The following is an 18,049-nucleotide window of genomic DNA, read 5'->3' as shown; positions in this document are numbered from 1 at the left end:
CCGCCTGGCACACTCTCTCCTGCCAGGAGTGCCAGTCGTTTTTTATTTTAAAATCTGTACTTTTGCCTCGCTTTGGTTCATGAAGATTGTTTTTACCATTCAATGAGCGCGATCGCTGCTTTCCTGGCCGTTTTTATCCCTCAGAGCGCCTTATAATCGCTGTCCTCCCGCTGCATTAATGGTAATATCTTTGCGCAAAATAACGCGTACCGAAGTAAAAAACGGGCAACAGTGATTTTTTTGGTGGACTGAGTGAGCGGAATTCTGACGCGCTGGCGACAATTTGGCAGACGTTATTTCTGGCCGCATCTCTTATTAGGGATGGTCGCGGCAAGCTTTGGCATGCCTGCGCTCAGCAACAGCAACCACACTGAACCGGCCAAAGCGACGACGCGTAATCATGAAGGCGCTGGCAGCGTCAACTTCACCAACCTCGCGTTGCTTGAAGGAACTCGTCGCCCAAGCTTCACTGTTGATTACTGGCATCAGCATGCTATCCGTACCGTTATTCGACATCTCTCTTTTGCGATGGCACCGCAGGCATTACCCGTCGTGGAAGAACCGCTGCCTTTGCAGGCGCATCATCTCGCTCTGCTGGATACGCTCAGTGCACTGCTGACCCAGGAGCAGAGGCCGGCAGCAAGTGTTAGCCAGACATTTGATACTGATTTCCCCACCCATTCCGCGTTTAGCGTCCGGGCCTGGATTAGCCAGGTACAGGGCATCCGTGCGGGACCTCAACGCCTTAGCTGAAAAATTTATCCTTCAACTAATTTTGTGACTCCGCAGAGCGGGGCGTTTGAGATTTTATTATGCTTATCAAATTATTAACAAAAGTATTCGGTAGTCGTAACGATCGTACACTGCGTCGTATGCGCAAAGCAGTCGGCATCATCAATGCGATGGAGCCGGAAATGGAAAAGCTGTCAGACGACGAACTGAAAGCAAAAACAGCGGAATTTCGTGGCCGTCTGGAAAAAGGCGAAACGGTTGAAAGCCTGATCCCGGAAGCGTTTGCCGTCGTGCGCGAAGCCAGTAAACGTGTCTTCGGTATGCGCCACTTCGACGTCCAGTTACTCGGCGGCATGGTATTGAATGAACGCTGCATCGCAGAGATGCGTACCGGTGAAGGTAAAACGCTGACCGCGACGCTGCCTGCTTATGTGAACGCGCTGAGCGGCAAAGGTGTCCACGTGGTCACCGTGAACGACTATCTGGCGCAACGTGACGCCGAAAACAACCGTCCGCTGTTCGAATTCCTGGGCATGACCGTCGGTATCAACCTGCCGGGGATGCCGTCTGTGGCGAAGCGTGAAGCGTATGCCGCAGATATCACCTACGGTACTAACAACGAATACGGTTTTGACTACCTGCGCGACAACATGGCGTTCAGCCCTGAAGAACGCGTACAGCGCAAACTGCATTATGCGCTGGTGGATGAGGTGGACTCCATCCTCATTGATGAAGCACGTACACCGCTGATCATTTCCGGCCCGGCTGAAGACAGCTCGGAAATGTACAAAAAAGTGAACAAAATCATCCCGCATCTGATTCGTCAGGAGAAGGAAGATTCCGATACTTTCCAGGGCGAAGGCCACTTCTCCGTTGATGAGAAGGCGCGTCAGGTTAACCTGACCGAACGTGGTCTGGTGCTGATTGAAGAACTGCTGGTTAAAGAAGGCATCATGGATGAAGGCGAGTCACTGTACTCGCCGGGTAACATTATGCTGATGCACCATGTTACCGCAGCGCTGCGCGCGCACGCTTTGTTCACCCGTGACGTGGATTACATTGTTAAAGACGGCGAAGTTATTATCGTCGATGAACACACTGGTCGTACCATGCAGGGTCGCCGCTGGTCTGATGGTCTGCACCAGGCTGTGGAAGCCAAAGAAGGTGTGGATATTCAGAACGAAAACCAGACGCTGGCTTCTATTACCTTCCAGAACTACTTCCGTCTGTACGAGAAACTGGCGGGGATGACCGGTACTGCGGATACCGAAGCATTCGAGTTCAGTTCTATTTATAAACTCGACACCGTGGTGGTGCCGACCAACCGTCCGATGATCCGTAAAGATATGCCGGATCTGGTCTACATGACCGAGGCGGAAAAAATTCAGGCGATTATCGAAGATATTCGTGAGCGTACCGCCGCAGGCCAGCCGGTGCTGGTGGGTACGATCTCCATTGAGAAATCCGAAGTGGTTTCAAATGAGCTGACGAAAGCGGGTATCAAACACAACGTACTGAACGCGAAATTCCACGCCAAAGAAGCAGATATCGTTGCTCAGGCGGGTTATACCGCAGCGGTAACGATCGCAACTAACATGGCTGGTCGTGGTACCGATATTGTGTTGGGTGGTAGCTGGCAGGCAGAAGTCGCCGAGCTGACCGACCCGACGCCGGAGCAGATCGCGAAGATCAAAGCGGACTGGCAGGTGCGTCATGATGCCGTTCTGGCTGCGGGCGGCCTGCATATCATTGGTACCGAGCGTCACGAATCACGCCGTATCGATAACCAGTTGCGTGGCCGTTCTGGTCGTCAGGGTGACCCGGGCTCATCCCGCTTCTACCTGTCGATGGAAGATGCGCTGATGCGTATTTTTGCCTCCGATCGTGTTTCGAGCATGATGCGTAAACTGGGTATGAAACCGGGCGAAGCGATTGAACACCCATGGGTGACCAAGGCGATTGCCAACGCGCAACGTAAAGTGGAAAGCCGCAACTTCGATATCCGTAAACAGCTGCTGGAATATGATGACGTGGCGAACGATCAGCGTCGCGCAATCTACACCCAGCGTAACGAACTGTTGGATGTCTCTGATGTGAGCGAGACCATTAACAGCATTCGTGAGGATGTGTTCAAAGCGACTATCGACGCTCACATCCCACCGCAGTCGCTGGAAGAAATGTGGGATATTCCTGGTTTGCAGGAACGCCTGAAAAATGATTTCGACCTCGATCTGCCGATTGCTGAGTGGCTGGATAAAGAGCCGGAATTGCATGAAGAGACCCTGCGTGAGCGTATCCTTGCTCAGGCAGTTGAAGTCTATGCTCGCAAAGAAGAGGTTGTTGGCGCGGAGATGATGCGCCACTTCGAAAAAGGCGTCATGCTGCAAACGCTGGACTCATTGTGGAAAGAGCACCTGGCGGCGATGGACTATCTGCGTCAGGGGATCCATTTACGTGGCTATGCGCAAAAAGATCCGAAGCAGGAGTACAAGCGCGAATCTTTCTCTATGTTCGCCGCGATGCTGGAGTCGCTGAAATATGAAGTGATCAGCACCCTGAGTAAAGTTCAGGTACGTATGCCGGAAGAAGTTGAAGCAATGGAGCAGCAGCGCCGCGAAGAAGCAGAGCGTCTGGCGCAGATGCAGCAACTTAGCCACCGTGATGATGAATCTGAGGCGGCGGCAGCACTGGCTGCACAAACTGGCGATCGTAAAGTCGGTCGCAACGACCCTTGTCCTTGCGGGTCAGGTAAAAAATACAAACAGTGCCATGGCCGTCTGAGCTAAGGCACGAATAAATAAAGAAAGGCGCAGATATCTGCGCCTTTTTTATGGAGTAACGACAATGAAAATACTGCAAATCGCCGTCGGAATTATTCGCAATCCACAGGGAGAAATCTTTATTACCCAGCGCGCAGCCGATGCGCATATGGCGAATAAATGGGAATTTCCTGGCGGCAAGATCGAAGAAGGTGAAACACCTGAACAAGCGGTTATCCGTGAGCTGCACGAAGAAGTGGGTATCAAAGCTGGTGCGGCCAGCCTGTTCGATAAACTGGAATATCGCTTCCCGGATCGCCACATTACGCTCTGGTTTTATCTTGTTGAGCAGTGGGAAGGGGAACCGTGGGGAAAAGAAGGGCAGCCTGGGCGTTGGGTCCATCAGACTCAACTGCTGGCAGATGAGTTCCCACCCGCTAATGAGCCAGTCATCTCAAAACTGGCAAACGCCTGATGGCGCAAAGTGTGGCGGGGCTTCCCGCCACCTTGTCATTTACTGCTGTTCTTCACTCCAGTCGTCACTGTCGGAAAGATCCCCTGCACTCGGGATGCGCTTTTCTTCCGCAGCCCATTCACCCAGGTCTATTAACTGGCAGCGTTTTGAACAGAACGGGCGAAACGGGCTGGTTTCGCTCCATATCACGCTTTTGCCGCAGGTCGGGCAATTAACACGCGTTGCGTCTGACATCATTTCTCCTTAACAACAAGCCAGTTCGAAATCCAGGCGTTCCGGGATGATGCCATTTTCACTATCGAGCGGCAGGAAACGAATGGCGAAACGACTTTTATGCCCCGAAATCTGTGGGAATAACTGGCTGTCTAAATCCAGGTGCAGGCGAAGCAGATCGGCATCTTCACCATTATCCTGGTAAAAACCGTTCAGACTGGTTTGCTTACGGAACGGAGCTGAGTTGCGGATCAAATCCAGAATCAGTGACAACGTATGATTGAGTGGCGTCAGGCTGGACAGCCAGATATTCACCTGCTCGTCACGCTGAACCTGTGGCAAATGCAGCCAGACATGCAGGGTGGGCAAATCAAAGCTGCAACAGCCGCCCGGTATACTCAGACGCTGGCGGACCAGGCCGATGAGACGGTCTTCACGCAGCAACTGCCCAATCCGGGGGGCTGCCATCAGCATGGTGCTGGTCTCTTTTAACTGTTGGCGAATGGCATCGATACGTCCCTGATCAACACCAGGCACTTCGGCCCAGGCTTTTAATTTACGTTGCTGGCGTTCCAGCTCTTTAAGCAATTCGGTACGTGTGTCACCACGCTCGAAAATATCCAATAACTCACCGGCATTGCGGAAGAAATGCAGCGCATCTGCATGATCGGCAAGAGGAAGGCGGGCAGTGAGTTGCTGGAGCAGGAATTCGATACGCAGCCAGGTGCGCATCTTTTCATTGAGCGGGTGTTCAAATAGGACGTGGGTCTGCATTAAGGGTTTTCCTGTGAAACTGCCTGTGATGCATAGCTCAGATAAGCCGCATGCAGGCGGGCAACATCCGATGCAATTGCATCTGGTGCGCCATTATTGTCAATAATATCATCCGCAACGGCAAGGCGTGCTTCACGTGTCGCTTGCGCCGCCAGAATATGCTCAGCATTTTCACGGCTTACGCCGTCACGCTGCATCGTTCGCAAAATTTGCGTCTCTGGTGAGACGTCGATAATCAATACCCGGTCGGCTTTGCTCTGTAAGTGGTTTTCAACCAACAAAGGAACAACCCACAACACATAGGGTGAAGTAGCCCCGGCAATTTGTCGCTGGGTTTGCTGATGTATTAATGGGTGCAGCAAACCATTGAGCCAGTTTTTCTCGGCTGGGGAAGCAAAAATGCGTTCGCGTAATAAGCGACGGTTCAGTGAACCCTCAGGTGTGAGGATGTCTGAACCAAAATGTTCGGCAATGGCTTGTAATGCAACAGAGCCCGGTTCAACAACCTGGCGGGCAATAATATCTGCATCGACAATATCAACACCCAAACGGGCGAAGGCATCAGCGACCGTGCTTTTGCCGCTACCAATACCTCCGGTTAACGCGACCGTATACCCCATAGCGCCTGATCTCAAAATAGTCGGTAAAAAAAATCATAACCCACACATTTTTAATTTTGCCAGTTTGCTTTACGAAGGTCGTCAGTAAGCGAAACGCGGAAAAATAATAATGCATTTATCATGTGAATCAGTAGGTTATAATTTGAGCAAGATGAACTTTCGCAAATGCGGCTAATCTTGCCCTTTCACCAGGTAAATTTATAGGATTGTAGCGTAAAAAAAGAGAATTTCGCAGTCTTGCGGAGTCCTGATTAGTGCGTATGATAGCGTCACTGGAGTTGTGTGTTTGCAAGTCTGCGTTGTTCGCCATTAACCCCAGGAATCCGCACATGCGTATTGAAGAAGATCTGAAATTAGGCTTTAAAGACGTTCTTATCCGCCCTAAACGCTCTACCCTCAAAAGCCGTTCCGATGTTGAGCTGGAACGCGAGTTTACCTTTAAGCATTCAGGACAGAACTGGTCTGGCGTACCGGTAATTGCAGCCAATATGGATACCGTTGGCACCTTTGCTATGGCGAAAGCGCTGGCTTCGTTCGATATTCTGACCGCAGTACATAAACATTATTCTGTCGAAGACTGGAAAGCATTTGTTCAGCGCGAATCTGACGATGTATTGCGTCATGTAATGGTATCAACAGGTACCTCAGATGCTGACTTTGAAAAAACCAAACAAATTCTGGCGCTGCACTCCCAGTTGAATTTCGTCTGCATTGATGTCGCGAATGGTTATTCCGAGCACTTCGTACAATTTGTGTCGAAAGCGCGTGAAGCCTGGCCGAGCAAAACGATCTGCGCAGGTAACGTAGTAACAGGCGAAATGTGTGAAGAGCTGATTCTCTCCGGTGCGGATATTGTCAAAGTCGGTATCGGCCCGGGTTCTGTTTGCACCACACGTGTGAAAACCGGTGTCGGTTATCCTCAGCTTTCCGCTGTGATTGAGTGTGCCGATGCAGCACATGGCTTGGGCGGTCAAATCGTTAGCGATGGCGGCTGTACCGTGCCTGGCGATGTGGCGAAAGCCTTTGGCGGCGGCGCTGATTTTGTCATGCTCGGTGGAATGTTAGCAGGGCACGAAGAAAGCGGCGGTACCGTGGTTGACGAAAACGGTGAAAAATTCATGCTTTTCTATGGTATGAGTTCTGAGTCGGCGATGACCCGTCACGTTGGTGGGGTTGCTCAGTACCGTGCGGCAGAAGGTAAAACCGTTAAGTTGAAACTACGCGGCCCGGTCGAAAATACCGCGCGCGATATCCTTGGTGGCTTGCGTTCCGCCTGTACTTATGTGGGCGCATCTCGCCTGAAAGAGCTGACCAAACGCACTACCTTTATCCGCGTTCAGGAGCAAGAAAACCGCGTTTTCAATAGCCTTTAATCGGTTTACAGGCGCAGTTTGCTGCGCCTGTCTCATCCCATTCCACTCATCGCATCTCCCAGATGAAAAATCGGCAGATACATGGCCACGATCAGTGTGCCGACAATAATTCCTGTCACAACCAGCAGTAAAGGCTCCAGCATGGAGGCCAGCCCGTCGGCCTGATGTTGCGTCTGTTCACTATGATGCATCGCCAGATTAAATAACATTGCGTCCAGCGCGCCTGAGGCTTCCCCCGTACTGACCAGTTGAATGCAAAGTGGCGTAAAAACCCCTCTGGCGCTGAATGCCGCTGAAATCGACTGACCCTGTGTAATGTCCTGATGTATAGCATCAACAATATCTCGCCACCACGGGCATGTGAGCGTTTCTTTGACGCTCTCCAGACCTTGTAAGAAGGCGATGCCAGCACGCTGCGTCAGCGATAGCACGGTAAAGATCTGGCTGAGCTTCTGCCCAAGAACAAGTTGCCCTATCAGCGGGCACGCCAGCAGAATACGCTGCTGATAACGCAGCCAGCCTGACTGTTTCTGTAAACGCCCCAACAGAATTGCCAGAAGCAGGCTGATAATGGCTAACGGAAGGCTGGCTTGCTGCAGGATATCCGCACACGCAAGTACCCCACGCGTGAGGGCAGGCAACGGCGTGTTAAATGTCTGGTAAATGGTGGCAAATTCCGGGAGTACGAAATAGATCATCGCCAGTACTACGATGAAGGCTAATGTCAGCACAATAAGTGGATAACGCAGCGCTTTTTTCACTTTCCGCGCCAGGACAAGCTGTGTTTTTTGCTGCGCAGCGAGTTTAAAGCAGCACTCATCGAGCTTCCCCGTAAGCTCACCCGTTCGTATCATTGCCTGGTAAAGGGGCGGAAAAACCTCCGGCCAGCGCGATAGTGCACCAGAGAATGTCTCGCCCTGTGCCAGGTTTTCGGCCAGTGTCTGTAATAGCGCCTGCCACTGAACAGAAGGCTGCTGTTTGGCCAGCAACTGCAGGCCATCCGGCAGCGTCAGACCAGCCTGCAGCAATGTGGCAAGCTGGTGGATAACCTCGCTACTGTGTTCACCGCGCCACTGTGCCTGGCGTACAGGGCGACGGCGTAGAGAGAGGGGGTGAAGGCATTGCTGTTGCAAAGCGAACAGTGCATCGCTGCGCTGTTCTGCCCAGTAAGCGCCTTCGTGCCGTTCACCGTTATCGTCCAGCCCGGCCCACTGCCAGAGTTGTTTAGTCGCCATTGGGCATACCCAATACGCGAACCAGCTCTTCAAAAGTAGTGATCCCATTTTCTACCGCCATACAGCCGTTCTGGAACAGCGTCATCATGCCCGCCGAACGTGATTGCCTTTCAATGTCGCTGGCAGGGAGCCCACTGGCAATAGCCTGACGCAGTTCCCCGTCTACTTCCAGAACCTCAAAAAGCGCGACTCGCCCATAAAATCCGTGATAACAACGCTCACAGCCCTTTGATACCCAGCGCGGTAAGGGGCGCGGCCAGAGTGATGTCGGCAGGTTAATATTCTCGTGCTCCCGGCTGTGGCAGTGGGGGCACAACTTTCGCACCAGCCGCTGTGCGACAACCAACGAGAGCGCGGAGGAGATCATCCAGCGGGCAACCCCCATTTGCTGGATGCGTACCAGTGTTTCGGCTGTTGAGTTGGTGTGAAGTGTTGAGAGGACCAGATGCCCGGTTTGCGCGGCCTTAATGGCGATTTCAGCCGTTTCGCCATCGCGGATCTCACCGACCATAATGACATCCGGATCCTGTCGCAAAAGCGCCCGTAATACACTCTGGAAGGTCAACCCGGCGCGTGGGTTAATCTGTGTCTGATTCAGGCCAGTAAGCGGGATCTCAATCGGATCTTCCACGCTGCAGAGATTGATCTCAGGCTTATTGCGAGCCTGCAACGCACTGTAGAGGGTGACGGTTTTTCCACTGCCCGTGGGGCCGGTGACCAGTAGCAATCCCTGGGGTTTGTTCAAAGCCTGCTGGAATTGCGCCAGTTGGGAGTGGGTCATTCCTAGCTGATGAAGGTCGAGTGCCTGACTTACCTGATGTAACAACCTCAGTACCACTTTTTCACCGTGTCGGCACGGCAGGGTGGCAATGCGAAACGAGACATTCTGTCCGTTAAGCGTGGTGCTGAATTGCCCGTCTTGCGGCAGCCTGCGTTCGGCAATATCCAGATTACCTAATACTTTCAGTCGTGCGGTCAGCGTGTTGGCGAGCGCGCCGGGAATCAGAGGCAGCGCATGCAGTACGCCATCAACGCGCAGCCGGATGCGATAGGTATGTTCCGCGGGTTCAAAATGGATATCGGATGCCCTCTGGCTAAGCGCCTGTTGCAGCGTCTGGTCAAGTAATTCGACCGCTGAACCTGAATCCTCTACGGGGACGAGAGATTGCGCTTCTACAGACTGTTGATGATGGTTGTCCATCTGCTCCTGCGTCCAGCATTCGATATCAATGCGTTTTTGTGTCGCGAAACGTAGCGCTTCAAGTAGTTCCGATGAGGGATCGCCCACGACGGCAATGGTCAGTATCTTTTCATCACAGTTAAGCAGGCAGGCATGGTGGCGTTTGCACAGCGTGGTGAGTTTATCCTGGCGCATGGGCTGTCCCTTAGTTACTGTTTCCACGGAAGATATCTTCACAGGCCTGTTTCAGCGCGCCGTTATCGGCCACCGTGCAGCTACGTGCCCAGCCCGACATACCGTTGCCCGCATTCCACTGCGGCGTCATGACTACGCTCAGGCCCGTCAGGCTCTCCTGGCCGGTGAGGGTAATCACTCCTTTGCTGATGGTCATGGTTGAAACATAGCGGGTGGTGGTGGGGGCAGGGATGCCGTTAGTGCCACCCTCGCAAACTGTGACGCCGCCACGCTCCAGTGCGCATAGCTCAACGGCCGTACGATAGGGGATAAAGGTTTGCAGCATATCGGTGAGTGCGGCTTTGCGCAGGTAGTTCTGATACGCCGGAATGCCGATTGCGCTCAAAATAGCAATAATGCCAATGACCACCATCAGTTCGATAAGGGTGAAGCCTCGTTGCTTGTCCATTGTTCGCTCCTTGAGTTAGGTGGCGCTACTTTGGCAAACATAAGGGATGGCCTGCGAGGGTCGAAAAACGAAACGGGAACGGAGCTTCAGCCGTTTTTGAGCAGATTGCAGCATTGAACAACAGGTTTGCGAGGTTTTACGAAAAACGAGTCATAACATGGCGTAAGGGCTTTACCTTGCAGGGGAAAAAGAGAAGGATAAGCCCGACAGAGAGACGCCATCGGGCTATGGGGTATCAGCGAAAACGCATCGACAGGTCCAGCGCGTGGACATGCTTGGTTAATGCACCAACAGAGATAAAATCGACGCCCGTTTCGGCAAATTCACGGATAGTCTCGAACGTGACGTTGCCGGAAACTTCCAGACGCGCATGGCCATTGGTGCGTTTTACCGCTTCGCGCATCATCGGCGTATCGAAGTTGTCCAGCATGATGATATCGGCACCGGCTTTCAGGGCATCATCCAGCTCTTCCAGCGTTTCCACTTCCACTTCAACCGGAACGTCAGGATGCAGCCAGAAGGCTTTCTCGACGGCCTGTCGAACGGAACCAGCAGCGATAATGTGGTTTTCTTTAATCAGGAACGCGTCGGAGAGCCCCAGACGATGATTCGCGCCGCCGCCGCACAGAACCGCATATTTCAGCGCGGTACGCAGGCCGGGCAGGGTTTTACGCGTATCCAGCAACTGTGTTTTGGTTCCGTCCAGCAAGGCGACATAGCGGCTTACTTCGCTGGCAACACCCGACAGTGTTTGCACGAAGTTAAGCGCCGTGCGCTCTCCGGTGAGCAGAACGCGTGAGGGGCCTTCCAGTTCAAATAACGGCTGGTTTGGCGTCACCGCATCGCCATCGGCGACATGCCAGGTGACACGAACATCGTCGCCAGCTAGCTGAATAAAGACCTCTTCGACCCAACGCTTGCCGCAGAACACGCCTTTTTCGCGGGTAATGATCACCGCATGAGAGCGGTTATCCGGCGGCAATAATTGCGCGGTAATATCGTTGTTCGCATCCACTTCTCCACCCAAATCTTCGCGCAGGGCCTGCGCGACGGCAGCGGGGATGTCCAGTTCAATGCGTTGCAAAAGCGCGTCACGTCGAAGATCGGGGTTGTAACGGCGAGGCGGCATGATAAAACTCCAAAAAGGGTAACGAATCAGAAAGTTAGACAGTGTCCTGTCATTGCACGTTTCGTCAACATACAATGACCGGACAGCGTCTGAACATGCTACTCTAGAGCGTGTTTGAGCACCATAATTAAGGAGATCCTGCATGCAGTTAAATGAGGGCTGGCTGGCGGATGCGCGTCGCGTACCTTCTCCGCATTTTGATTGCCGCCCGGACGGTGAAACCCCTTCGTTGCTCGTGGTCCACAATATCAGCCTGCCTCCCGGTGAATTTGGCGGACCGTGGATCGATGCGCTGTTTACCGGTAAGTTGGATCCTGACGCTCATCCTTTTTTTGCTGAGATCGTTCATCTGCGCGTCTCCGCACATTGCCTGATTCGTCGTGACGGTGAAGTCGTTCAATATGTGCCGTTTGATAAGCGAGCCTGGCATGCGGGAGTGTCGCGTTATCAGGGGCGGGAACGCTGCAATGATTTTTCCATCGGCATTGAGCTGGAAGGCACAGACAATCAGCCCTATACCGACGCCCAATATCAGCAACTGGCGAACGTTACCCACGCTTTGATTTCGCTTTATCCCTCGATTGCCAGCAACATGACCGGGCACAGCGATATCGCCCCTGAGCGCAAAACCGATCCCGGTCCGGCGTTTGACTGGCCACGATTTCGCGGGCTGGTGGCGGGAGAATCAGATAAGGAGATGTCATGACACTGTTTACCATGCTGCTGGTTCTTATTGCCGAGCGGCTTTTTAAACTCGGAGAACACTGGCAACTGGATCATCGCCTGGAAGTGTTGTTCCGCCGGGTCAAACACTACTCTATGCTGAGAACGCTCCTGATGGCGGTGGTCGCCATGCTGGTGGCCTTCCTCATTTTGCAGGCGCTGGAGGGGCTCTTTTTCAATGTGCCACTGCTGGTGGTATGGATCCTGCTGGGGCTTTTGTGTATCGGTGCTGGAAAAGTGCGTCTGCATTACCATGCTTACCTCAAAGCGGCCGCGCGTAATGACAGCCACGCCCATAATGCCATGGCGAATGAGCTCACGTTGATTCATGGTATACCGCCGGGCTGTAATGAACGGGAGTACCTGTGTGAGCTGCAAAATGCGCTTTTGTGGATCAACTTTCGTTATTATCTGGCACCGCTGTTCTGGTTTATCGTCGGTGGAATATGGGGGCCTGTGACGCTGGTTGGCTACAGCTTTTTGCGTGCATGGCAATCCTGGCTGGCTCGCTATCAGACGCCGAATGAACGCCAGCAGTCCGGAATCGACGCGATTTTACACGTGCTGGACTGGATCCCGGTGCGCCTGGCGGGCGTGGTTTATGCGTTGATCGGCCATGGCGAAAAGGCACTGCCAGCATGGTTTGCCTCGCTGACCGACCGGCATTCTTCGCAATATCATGTACTAACGTGTCTTGCGCAGTTCTCGCTGGCCCGCGAGCCGCATATGGATAAAGTCGAGACACCAAAAGCCGCCGTCTCAATGGCCAAAAAAACCTCGTTCGTGATGGTGGTGGTGGTGGCGCTGTTGACGATTTACGGCACGCTGATGTAACCACGTGCCGTTATACTCGTCATACTTCAGGCTGCATATGCGCTGACGAAGTCGCGCCCCCCAGTCACATAGTTATCTATGCTCCTGGGGCTTACTGTCTTGCCGCCTTCCTGCAACCAGAATGATGTAGAGTATAAATTTATTGCGTGTCCGCAGGCGGGATGCCGAAGTCTGGCATCCCGTTTTCTTGCCAGCGAATCAGCTTCAGGCGGGTATGGCGGTTTGGATCGTAAAGCGGGTCGCCTTCAATCTCCGTATAGTTTCGGGCATGGTAGACCAGCACATCTTTACCGTCCGCGGTTTGGGTAAAGCTGTTATGACCGGGGCCATATTGCCGGTTCTCGTAACTGGTTCGGAATACCGGTTGCGGTGATTTATGCCAGCTGGCCGCCACTAGCGGGTCAGCGTTTACATCAATCCACAACAGTCCCATGCAGTAGTTCTCGTCCGTGGCGCTGGCAGAGTAACTGATAAACAATCTGTCGCCGTGAAACAGCACCGCCGGGCCTTCGTTTACCAGAAAACCCCTGCATTCCCAGTCGTACTCCGGCTTGCTCAGTAAGAGAGGTTCACCTTTTAACGTCCAGGGGTTTTCCATCTCCGCAATATAGAGGTTTGAATTACCGGCAATCTCCGGTGATTTCTGTGCCCACAGGTACCAGCGTTTACCCTGGTGAACAAAGGTCGTGGCGTCCAATGCAAAGGTGTCGAACGGGGTTTTCACCTGGCCTTTTTCGAGCCAGACCCCGCTAAGGGGATCGGCATCGGCGCACTCCAGCACAAACATACGGTGCTGGAACATGTTCAGCGCATCCAGCGCCTTCGTCCAGGTGGCGGCAAAGTAGAGATACCATTTACCGTCGATATAATGGAGCTCAGGCGCCCAGATGAGTTCGCTCATTGGTCCGGTAGCCGGTTTACGCCAGACGGTCACGCCTTGCGCTTTGCGCAGCCCCTCCAAAGTACTGGCCCGGCGGATTTCCAGCCGGTCATATTCCGGGACTGAGGCCACAAAATAATAGTTGCCATCATGACGCAAAATATACGGGTCGGCACGCTGCTCAATAAAGGGATTCGGCCAGTTCATTATGCTTTCCTTACATGTTCACCAACGGGAACGCCCTGGCTCTCGCTCAGTTCATGATAATTGACGCGGCGTTTTTCCAGGTCGGCCTGAATGGTTTTCATCAGTTCCCGATCCACTTTCAGCAGGCGTACGACTCCTGCGGTTATCAGATAGCCCACGCCCGGAATAACGGTAAACAGCAGCATGATGCCATTGATAGCGCTGGCACTCTGCGCTTTGGCACCTGCATCATAACCGTACCAGGAGAGTAAGAAGCCCACCATCGCACCAGCAACCGCCAGCCCCACTTTCAGGAAAAACAGGTTGCCAGAGAAGCTGATCCCGGTGATACGTTTGCCGGTTTTCCACTCGCCATAATCGTCCACATCCGCCATCAGCGACCAGTGCAGCGGGGAAGGGATCTGATGGAGAATATTCAACAGGAAGTAGAGCACCACAATCATGACCGTGGCTTTCGGATCGAAGAAGTAGAAGGCGCAGGAGAAAATCGCCAGCGCGATGTTAGTCCAGAAGAAGACTTTCAGCTTGCACCAGCGGTCGGTCAGGACTTTTGCCAGCATACTGCCGATCATCATGCCGACAACGCCCAGGCTGATAAAGAGAGTGGCGAAGTGAGTGCTTTGCCCCATGACCCAGGTCACGTAGTACATGGTGGCGGCCATGCGGATAAAGCCCGGACAGACGTTACACAACGTGAGCAGCAAAATCCGCACCCACTGGTCGTTTTTCCAGACATCCTTCATGTCCTTTTTCATATCGTCGTTGGTTGGGACCGCCGGGCGCACACGCTCGCGAACTGTAGCGAAGCAGAACAAGAACATACACATGCCGATAAACGCCAGAACCGTCATCGCCATTTGATAGCCTTTGGCTTTGTCTTCGCCACCAAACCATTCGGCCATGGGGAGTAACGTCAGCGACAGCAGCAGGGTGGCAATCCCTACCATCACAAAACGATAAGACTGGCAGGCCACACGCTCTTTTGGATCGTTGGTTATCACGCCGCCTAACGAGCAGTAGGGGATGTTGATCGCAGTGTAGGTCAGTGAGAGCAGGAAGTAGGTAATAAAGGCATAGATAACTTTGCTATGGTAGGTCCAGTCCGGTGTGGTAAACATCAGCACGCTGAACACGGCATAGGGCAAGGCTATCCACAAAAGCCATGGACGAAAACGTCCGTACTTGCTTTGGGTGCGGTCGGCTATCGCCCCCATGATCGGGTCGGTGATGGCATCTATCACGCGAATTGAGAGCAATAAGACGCCTACCAGTGCAGGTGCCAGACCGAAAATATCCGTGTAAAAGTAATTAACAAACAGCATGATGGCGCCAAAGATGATGTTGCATCCGGCATCGCCCATCCCATAGCCGATTTTCTCTTTAACAGAGAGTTTACTGTTGTCCATCGACGATACTCCCAGTGAGTTGTGGGAATAATTATTCGCCCGCTAAACATAATTTGCGTTACAGGATGTTGGCGGGAACATGGACAAAACAGCTACATAGGGGAAAGTGTGAGGTTGGTAACAATTGAATAACAACCCTCTCCCGGGCGGGAGAGGGGAGGAGGCAAAATCAGTGCGCTTTCACCGCTTTTGCACTTTTCTCTTTAAACATATAGCCGACGCCAAGGATGACCAGCCATACCGGGATCAGGTAGACGGAGATAGCCATGCCGTCAGTCATCAGCATAATGACCAGTACGGCTGCCATAAACAGCAGGCAAATCCAGTTACCTAACGGGTACAACAGCGCCGGGAAACGCGGCGTCACGCCCTGCTGCTGTTTGGCTTTTCGGAACTTCATATGCGCCAGGCTAATCATCGCCCAGTTGATGACCAGGGCAGAAACCACCAGTGCCATCAGCAGGCCAAATGCCGATTCAGGCGCCATATAGTTGATCAGTACGCACAGCGCAGTGACCACAGCGGAAACCAGAATGGTATTAACCGGAACACCACGTTTATCGACGGAGAGCAGCGCTTTTGGCGCGTTCCCCTGCTGTGCGAGGCCGAACAGCATACGGCTGTTACAGTATACGCAACTGTTGTAAACCGACAGCGCGGCAGTCAGCACGACGATGTTCAATGCATTCGCCACGAAGGTGTCACCCAGCTCATGGAAAATCAATACGAACGGGCTGGTATCCGCGGTGACGCGCGTCCACGGCAGCAGAGAAAGCAGGACAGCCAGTGAGCCCACATAGAAGATCAGGATGCGGTAGATAACCTGGTTGGTCGCTTTTGGAATGCTCTGCTCCGGGTTGTCCGCTTCTGCAGCCGTAATCCCTACCAGCTCAAGGCCACCAAAGGAGAACATGATGATAGCCATCATCATTACCAGGCCTGAGATACCGTGTGGCAAGAAACCGCCTTGCTCCCACAGGTTGCGTACTGTCGCCTGTGGACCTGCGCTGCCGCTGAACAGTAACCAGCCGCCGAACAGGATCATCGCCACTACAGCAACCACTTTAATAATGGCGAACCAGAACTCCATCTCACCAAACACTTTAACGTTGGTGAGGTTAATGGCGTTGATAATAACGAAGAAGGCCGCTGCAGAGACCCAGGTTGGGATTTCTGGCCACCAGAACTGGATATATTTACCAACGGCGGTGAGTTCCGCCATCGCAACCAGCACATACAGTACCCAGTAGTTCCAGCCGGAGGCAAAACCCGCGAAATTACCCCAGTATTTGTACGCGAAGTGGCTGAATGAGCCTGCAACCGGCTCCTCAACGACCATCTCGCCCAACTGGCGCATAATCAGAAAAGCAATGAAACCCGCAATGGCATAACCCAGGATAATCCCTGGCCCTGCAGAATTAATGACTGACGCGCTGCCCAGAAACAGGCCAGTCCCGATAGCGCCGCCCAGCGCGATAAGCTGAATATGGCGGTTCTTAAGGCCGCGCTTAAGCTGATCGCCGTGCTGTTGACCTTCCATCATGAAACCTCGTGTGTGGTTATTATGTCTACGCTGTTGTCTGCGTGTAAGGGAGAAATTCCATTTATTGTATTTTTTTATTTACGAAATGCTGACGTGAATTTGCACTCATCCCTTTCGTGAAGCTCAGAATAGTGGTAAGCGCTGGCGTTTGCACCTGCTTTATGAAGGGGATATGACGACTTGCATAAAAAGAAACCATTTGTAAATCGCCTCGGTTCAGTCTGTTTTTTGCTCAATCGACTATTTATGCATTTATTTGGTTTTGGTATGCAAATCTATTCACACTGAATCGGTTCAAATTTAAATGAGCGCGTTTCAATAAAGTTAAAACTGCCTCTTTGGGAGTAAACGAGTCATTTGTGCAAGGTTACATGTTTGAAACGTTATTTCTGTAACGTTGTTAAAATGTGCAGTGTTTACTGATTTCAATCAAAACCTGTATGGACATAAGGTGAATACTTTGTTACTTTAGCGTCACGAATATGAAATTGGTAAGACCAATTTACTCCGGGCGAATGGTAGAGACAGGGAACAATGGCCTACAGCAAAATCCGCCAGCCAAAACTATCCGATGTGATTGAGCAGCAACTGGAGTTTTTGATTCTTGAGGGGACCTTGCGCCCCGGTGAAAAATTGCCTCCAGAACGCGAACTGGCCAAACAGTTCGATGTTTCACGTCCTTCACTGCGTGAGGCCATCCAGCGCCTCGAAGCGAAAGGGCTTCTGCTGCGTCGCCAGGGTGGCGGTACGTTTGTTCAAAGCAGCCTCTGGCAGAGCTTCAGCGATCCGCTCGTTGAGTTGCTCTCCGACCATCCCGAATCCCAATTTGATTTGCTCGAGACGCGTCACGCACTGGAAGGCATTGCCGCTTATTACGCCGCATTACGCAGCACGGACGAAGACAAGGTACGCATTGGCGAACTGCATCAGGCGATTGAACTGGCGCAGCAGTCCGGCGACCTCGACGCGGAATCGAACGCTGTCGTGCAATATCAAATCGCTGTAACCGAAGCGGCACATAATGTTGTGCTTTTACATCTGCTTCGTTGCATGGAACCTATGTTGGCACAGAATGTTCGTGAGAATTTCGAATTGCTCTACGCGCGCCGCGAGATGCTGCCGCTGGTGAGCAAGCATCGCAGCAGTATCTTTGCAGCCATTATGGCGGGCGAACCTGAAGAAGCGCGTGAAGCCTCTCATCGCCACCTGGCTTTTATCGAAGAGATCCTGTTGGACCGCAGCCGTGAGCAGAGCCGTCGTGAACGTTCGCTCCGTCGGCTGGAACAGAGAAAGAATTAGCATTTTCTGGTGGAGTTTGTGCCG

Annotated in this window: 17 protein-coding genes; 7 read left to right on the top strand and 10 right to left on the bottom strand. The window is 52.7% G+C overall.

From position 1 onward, the window contains the following. Window positions 1-252 precede the first annotated feature (252 nt). From secM to mutT, 3 genes are read left to right on the top strand one after another with little or no spacing between them, the layout of a single operon-like run. Window positions 253-753 (top strand): secA translation cis-regulator SecM, encoded by a 501-nt coding sequence (gene secM, locus MRY16398_RS24080; protein WP_039078374.1) that lies wholly within the window; start codon window positions 253-255, stop codon window positions 751-753. A gap of 59 nt (window positions 754-812) precedes the next feature. Then, a complete protein-coding gene (secA, locus tag MRY16398_RS24075; RefSeq protein ID WP_039078375.1) occupies window positions 813-3,518 on the top strand; it encodes a preprotein translocase subunit SecA in 2,706 nt (901 codons plus the stop codon). Window positions 3,519-3,576: 58 nt separating this feature from the next. Further along, window positions 3,577-3,966 (top strand): 8-oxo-dGTP diphosphatase MutT, encoded by a 390-nt coding sequence (gene mutT, locus MRY16398_RS24070; protein ID WP_039078376.1) that lies wholly within the window; start codon window positions 3,577-3,579, stop codon window positions 3,964-3,966. A gap of 39 nt (window positions 3,967-4,005) precedes the next feature. On the opposite strand, the gene yacG is transcribed toward mutT, so the two are convergent. The 3 genes from yacG to coaE are packed head-to-tail and all read right to left on the bottom strand — an operon-like array spanning window position 4,006 to window position 5,573. After that, window positions 4,006-4,200, bottom strand: coding sequence for a DNA gyrase inhibitor YacG (yacG, locus tag MRY16398_RS24065; RefSeq protein ID WP_108702035.1), 195 nt, complete (start codon window positions 4,198-4,200; stop codon window positions 4,006-4,008). 9 nt (window positions 4,201-4,209) lie between these two features. Continuing rightward, complete coding sequence (zapD, locus tag MRY16398_RS24060) at window positions 4,210-4,953, bottom strand: cell division protein ZapD (protein WP_039078378.1); 744 nt, start codon at window positions 4,951-4,953, stop codon at window positions 4,210-4,212. Beyond that, on the bottom strand, window positions 4,953-5,573 hold the full coding sequence (gene coaE, locus MRY16398_RS24055; RefSeq protein ID WP_125125332.1) for a dephospho-CoA kinase: 621 nt from the start codon (window positions 5,571-5,573) through the stop codon (window positions 4,953-4,955). The genes zapD and coaE overlap by 1 nt, the downstream gene beginning before the upstream one ends. A gap of 329 nt (window positions 5,574-5,902) precedes the next feature. Between coaE and MRY16398_RS24050 the strand changes: the two genes are divergently transcribed. Then, window positions 5,903-6,946: a GMP reductase gene (locus tag MRY16398_RS24050; RefSeq protein ID WP_108702033.1), complete on the top strand. Its 1,044-nt coding sequence runs from the start codon at window positions 5,903-5,905 to the stop codon at window positions 6,944-6,946. Window positions 6,947-6,978: 32 nt separating this feature from the next. On the opposite strand, the gene hofC is transcribed toward MRY16398_RS24050, so the two are convergent. The 4 genes from hofC to nadC form a co-directional block, all read right to left on the bottom strand. Further along, entirely contained in the window at window positions 6,979-8,181 is a 1,203-nt protein-coding gene (hofC, locus tag MRY16398_RS24045) for a protein transport protein HofC (RefSeq protein ID WP_125125331.1), read from the bottom strand. Continuing rightward, window positions 8,171-9,556, bottom strand: a complete 1,386-nt coding sequence (gspE, locus tag MRY16398_RS24040; protein ID WP_125125330.1) for a type II secretion system protein GspE — start codon at window positions 9,554-9,556, stop codon at window positions 8,171-8,173. The genes hofC and gspE overlap by 11 nt, the downstream gene beginning before the upstream one ends. Before the next feature lie 10 nt (window positions 9,557-9,566). After that, entirely contained in the window at window positions 9,567-10,004 is a 438-nt protein-coding gene (gene ppdD / locus MRY16398_RS24035) for a prepilin peptidase-dependent pilin (RefSeq protein ID WP_125125329.1), read from the bottom strand. A 235-nt stretch (window positions 10,005-10,239) separates the two neighbouring features. Next, entirely contained in the window at window positions 10,240-11,133 is an 894-nt protein-coding gene (gene nadC, locus MRY16398_RS24030) for a carboxylating nicotinate-nucleotide diphosphorylase (protein ID WP_125125328.1), read from the bottom strand. A gap of 142 nt (window positions 11,134-11,275) precedes the next feature. Between nadC and ampD the strand changes: the two genes are divergently transcribed. After that, a complete protein-coding gene (gene ampD, locus MRY16398_RS24025; protein WP_125125327.1) occupies window positions 11,276-11,839 on the top strand; it encodes a 1,6-anhydro-N-acetylmuramyl-L-alanine amidase AmpD in 564 nt (187 codons plus the stop codon). Then, complete coding sequence (gene ampE / locus MRY16398_RS24020; protein WP_125125326.1) at window positions 11,836-12,690, top strand: beta-lactamase regulator AmpE; 855 nt, start codon at window positions 11,836-11,838, stop codon at window positions 12,688-12,690. Before ampD ends, ampE begins: the two co-directional genes overlap by 4 nt. A 139-nt stretch (window positions 12,691-12,829) precedes the next feature. Here the strand turns inward: ampE and MRY16398_RS24015 are convergent, their stop codons facing one another. From MRY16398_RS24015 to aroP, 3 genes are all read right to left on the bottom strand, one after another. Beyond that, window positions 12,830-13,780 carry a glycoside hydrolase family 43 protein gene (locus MRY16398_RS24015; RefSeq protein WP_125125325.1) on the bottom strand — a complete coding sequence of 317 codons (951 nt, stop codon included), beginning with the start codon at window positions 13,778-13,780 and terminating at the stop codon, window positions 12,830-12,832. Continuing rightward, complete coding sequence (locus MRY16398_RS24010) at window positions 13,777-15,183, bottom strand: glycoside-pentoside-hexuronide (GPH):cation symporter (RefSeq protein ID WP_125125324.1); 1,407 nt, start codon at window positions 15,181-15,183, stop codon at window positions 13,777-13,779. The genes MRY16398_RS24015 and MRY16398_RS24010 overlap by 4 nt, the downstream gene beginning before the upstream one ends. A 169-nt stretch (window positions 15,184-15,352) precedes the next feature. Then, a complete protein-coding gene (aroP, locus tag MRY16398_RS24005; RefSeq protein WP_107224044.1) occupies window positions 15,353-16,726 on the bottom strand; it encodes an aromatic amino acid transporter AroP in 1,374 nt (457 codons plus the stop codon). A gap of 534 nt (window positions 16,727-17,260) precedes the next feature. Between aroP and pdhR the strand changes: the two genes are divergently transcribed. Continuing rightward, window positions 17,261-18,025, top strand: a complete 765-nt coding sequence (gene pdhR, locus MRY16398_RS24000; protein WP_039078390.1) for a pyruvate dehydrogenase complex transcriptional repressor PdhR — start codon at window positions 17,261-17,263, stop codon at window positions 18,023-18,025. Window positions 18,026-18,049 lie beyond the last annotated feature (24 nt).

The sequence above is a fragment of the Phytobacter sp. MRY16-398 genome (assembly GCF_003925915.1).
Lineage (GTDB): Bacteria > Pseudomonadota > Gammaproteobacteria > Enterobacterales > Enterobacteriaceae > Phytobacter > Phytobacter diazotrophicus.
Note: the sequence above shows the minus strand (reverse complement) of the source record. Positions and strands in the feature narration are given on the sequence as shown.

Coding starts and splice junctions, on each gene's coding strand:
- hofC (WP_125125331.1), bottom strand. CDS start 8,181: ATGGCGACTAAACAACTCTGGCAGTGGGCCGGGCTGGACGATAACGGT.
- yacG (WP_108702035.1), bottom strand. CDS start 4,200: ATGTCAGACGCAACGCGTGTTAATTGCCCGACCTGCGGCAAAAGCGTG.
- pdhR (WP_039078390.1), top strand. CDS start 17,261: ATGGCCTACAGCAAAATCCGCCAGCCAAAACTATCCGATGTGATTGAG.
- mutT (WP_039078376.1), top strand. CDS start 3,577: ATGAAAATACTGCAAATCGCCGTCGGAATTATTCGCAATCCACAGGGA.
- MRY16398_RS24010 (WP_125125324.1), bottom strand. CDS start 15,183: ATGGACAACAGTAAACTCTCTGTTAAAGAGAAAATCGGCTATGGGATG.
- coaE (WP_125125332.1), bottom strand. CDS start 5,573: ATGGGGTATACGGTCGCGTTAACCGGAGGTATTGGTAGCGGCAAAAGC.
- ampD (WP_125125327.1), top strand. CDS start 11,276: ATGCAGTTAAATGAGGGCTGGCTGGCGGATGCGCGTCGCGTACCTTCT.
- secA (WP_039078375.1), top strand. CDS start 813: ATGCTTATCAAATTATTAACAAAAGTATTCGGTAGTCGTAACGATCGT.
- gspE (WP_125125330.1), bottom strand. CDS start 9,556: ATGCGCCAGGATAAACTCACCACGCTGTGCAAACGCCACCATGCCTGC.
- MRY16398_RS24050 (WP_108702033.1), top strand. CDS start 5,903: ATGCGTATTGAAGAAGATCTGAAATTAGGCTTTAAAGACGTTCTTATC.
- aroP (WP_107224044.1), bottom strand. CDS start 16,726: ATGATGGAAGGTCAACAGCACGGCGATCAGCTTAAGCGCGGCCTTAAG.
- nadC (WP_125125328.1), bottom strand. CDS start 11,133: ATGCCGCCTCGCCGTTACAACCCCGATCTTCGACGTGACGCGCTTTTG.
- ppdD (WP_125125329.1), bottom strand. CDS start 10,004: ATGGACAAGCAACGAGGCTTCACCCTTATCGAACTGATGGTGGTCATT.
- ampE (WP_125125326.1), top strand. CDS start 11,836: ATGACACTGTTTACCATGCTGCTGGTTCTTATTGCCGAGCGGCTTTTT.
- zapD (WP_039078378.1), bottom strand. CDS start 4,953: ATGCAGACCCACGTCCTATTTGAACACCCGCTCAATGAAAAGATGCGC.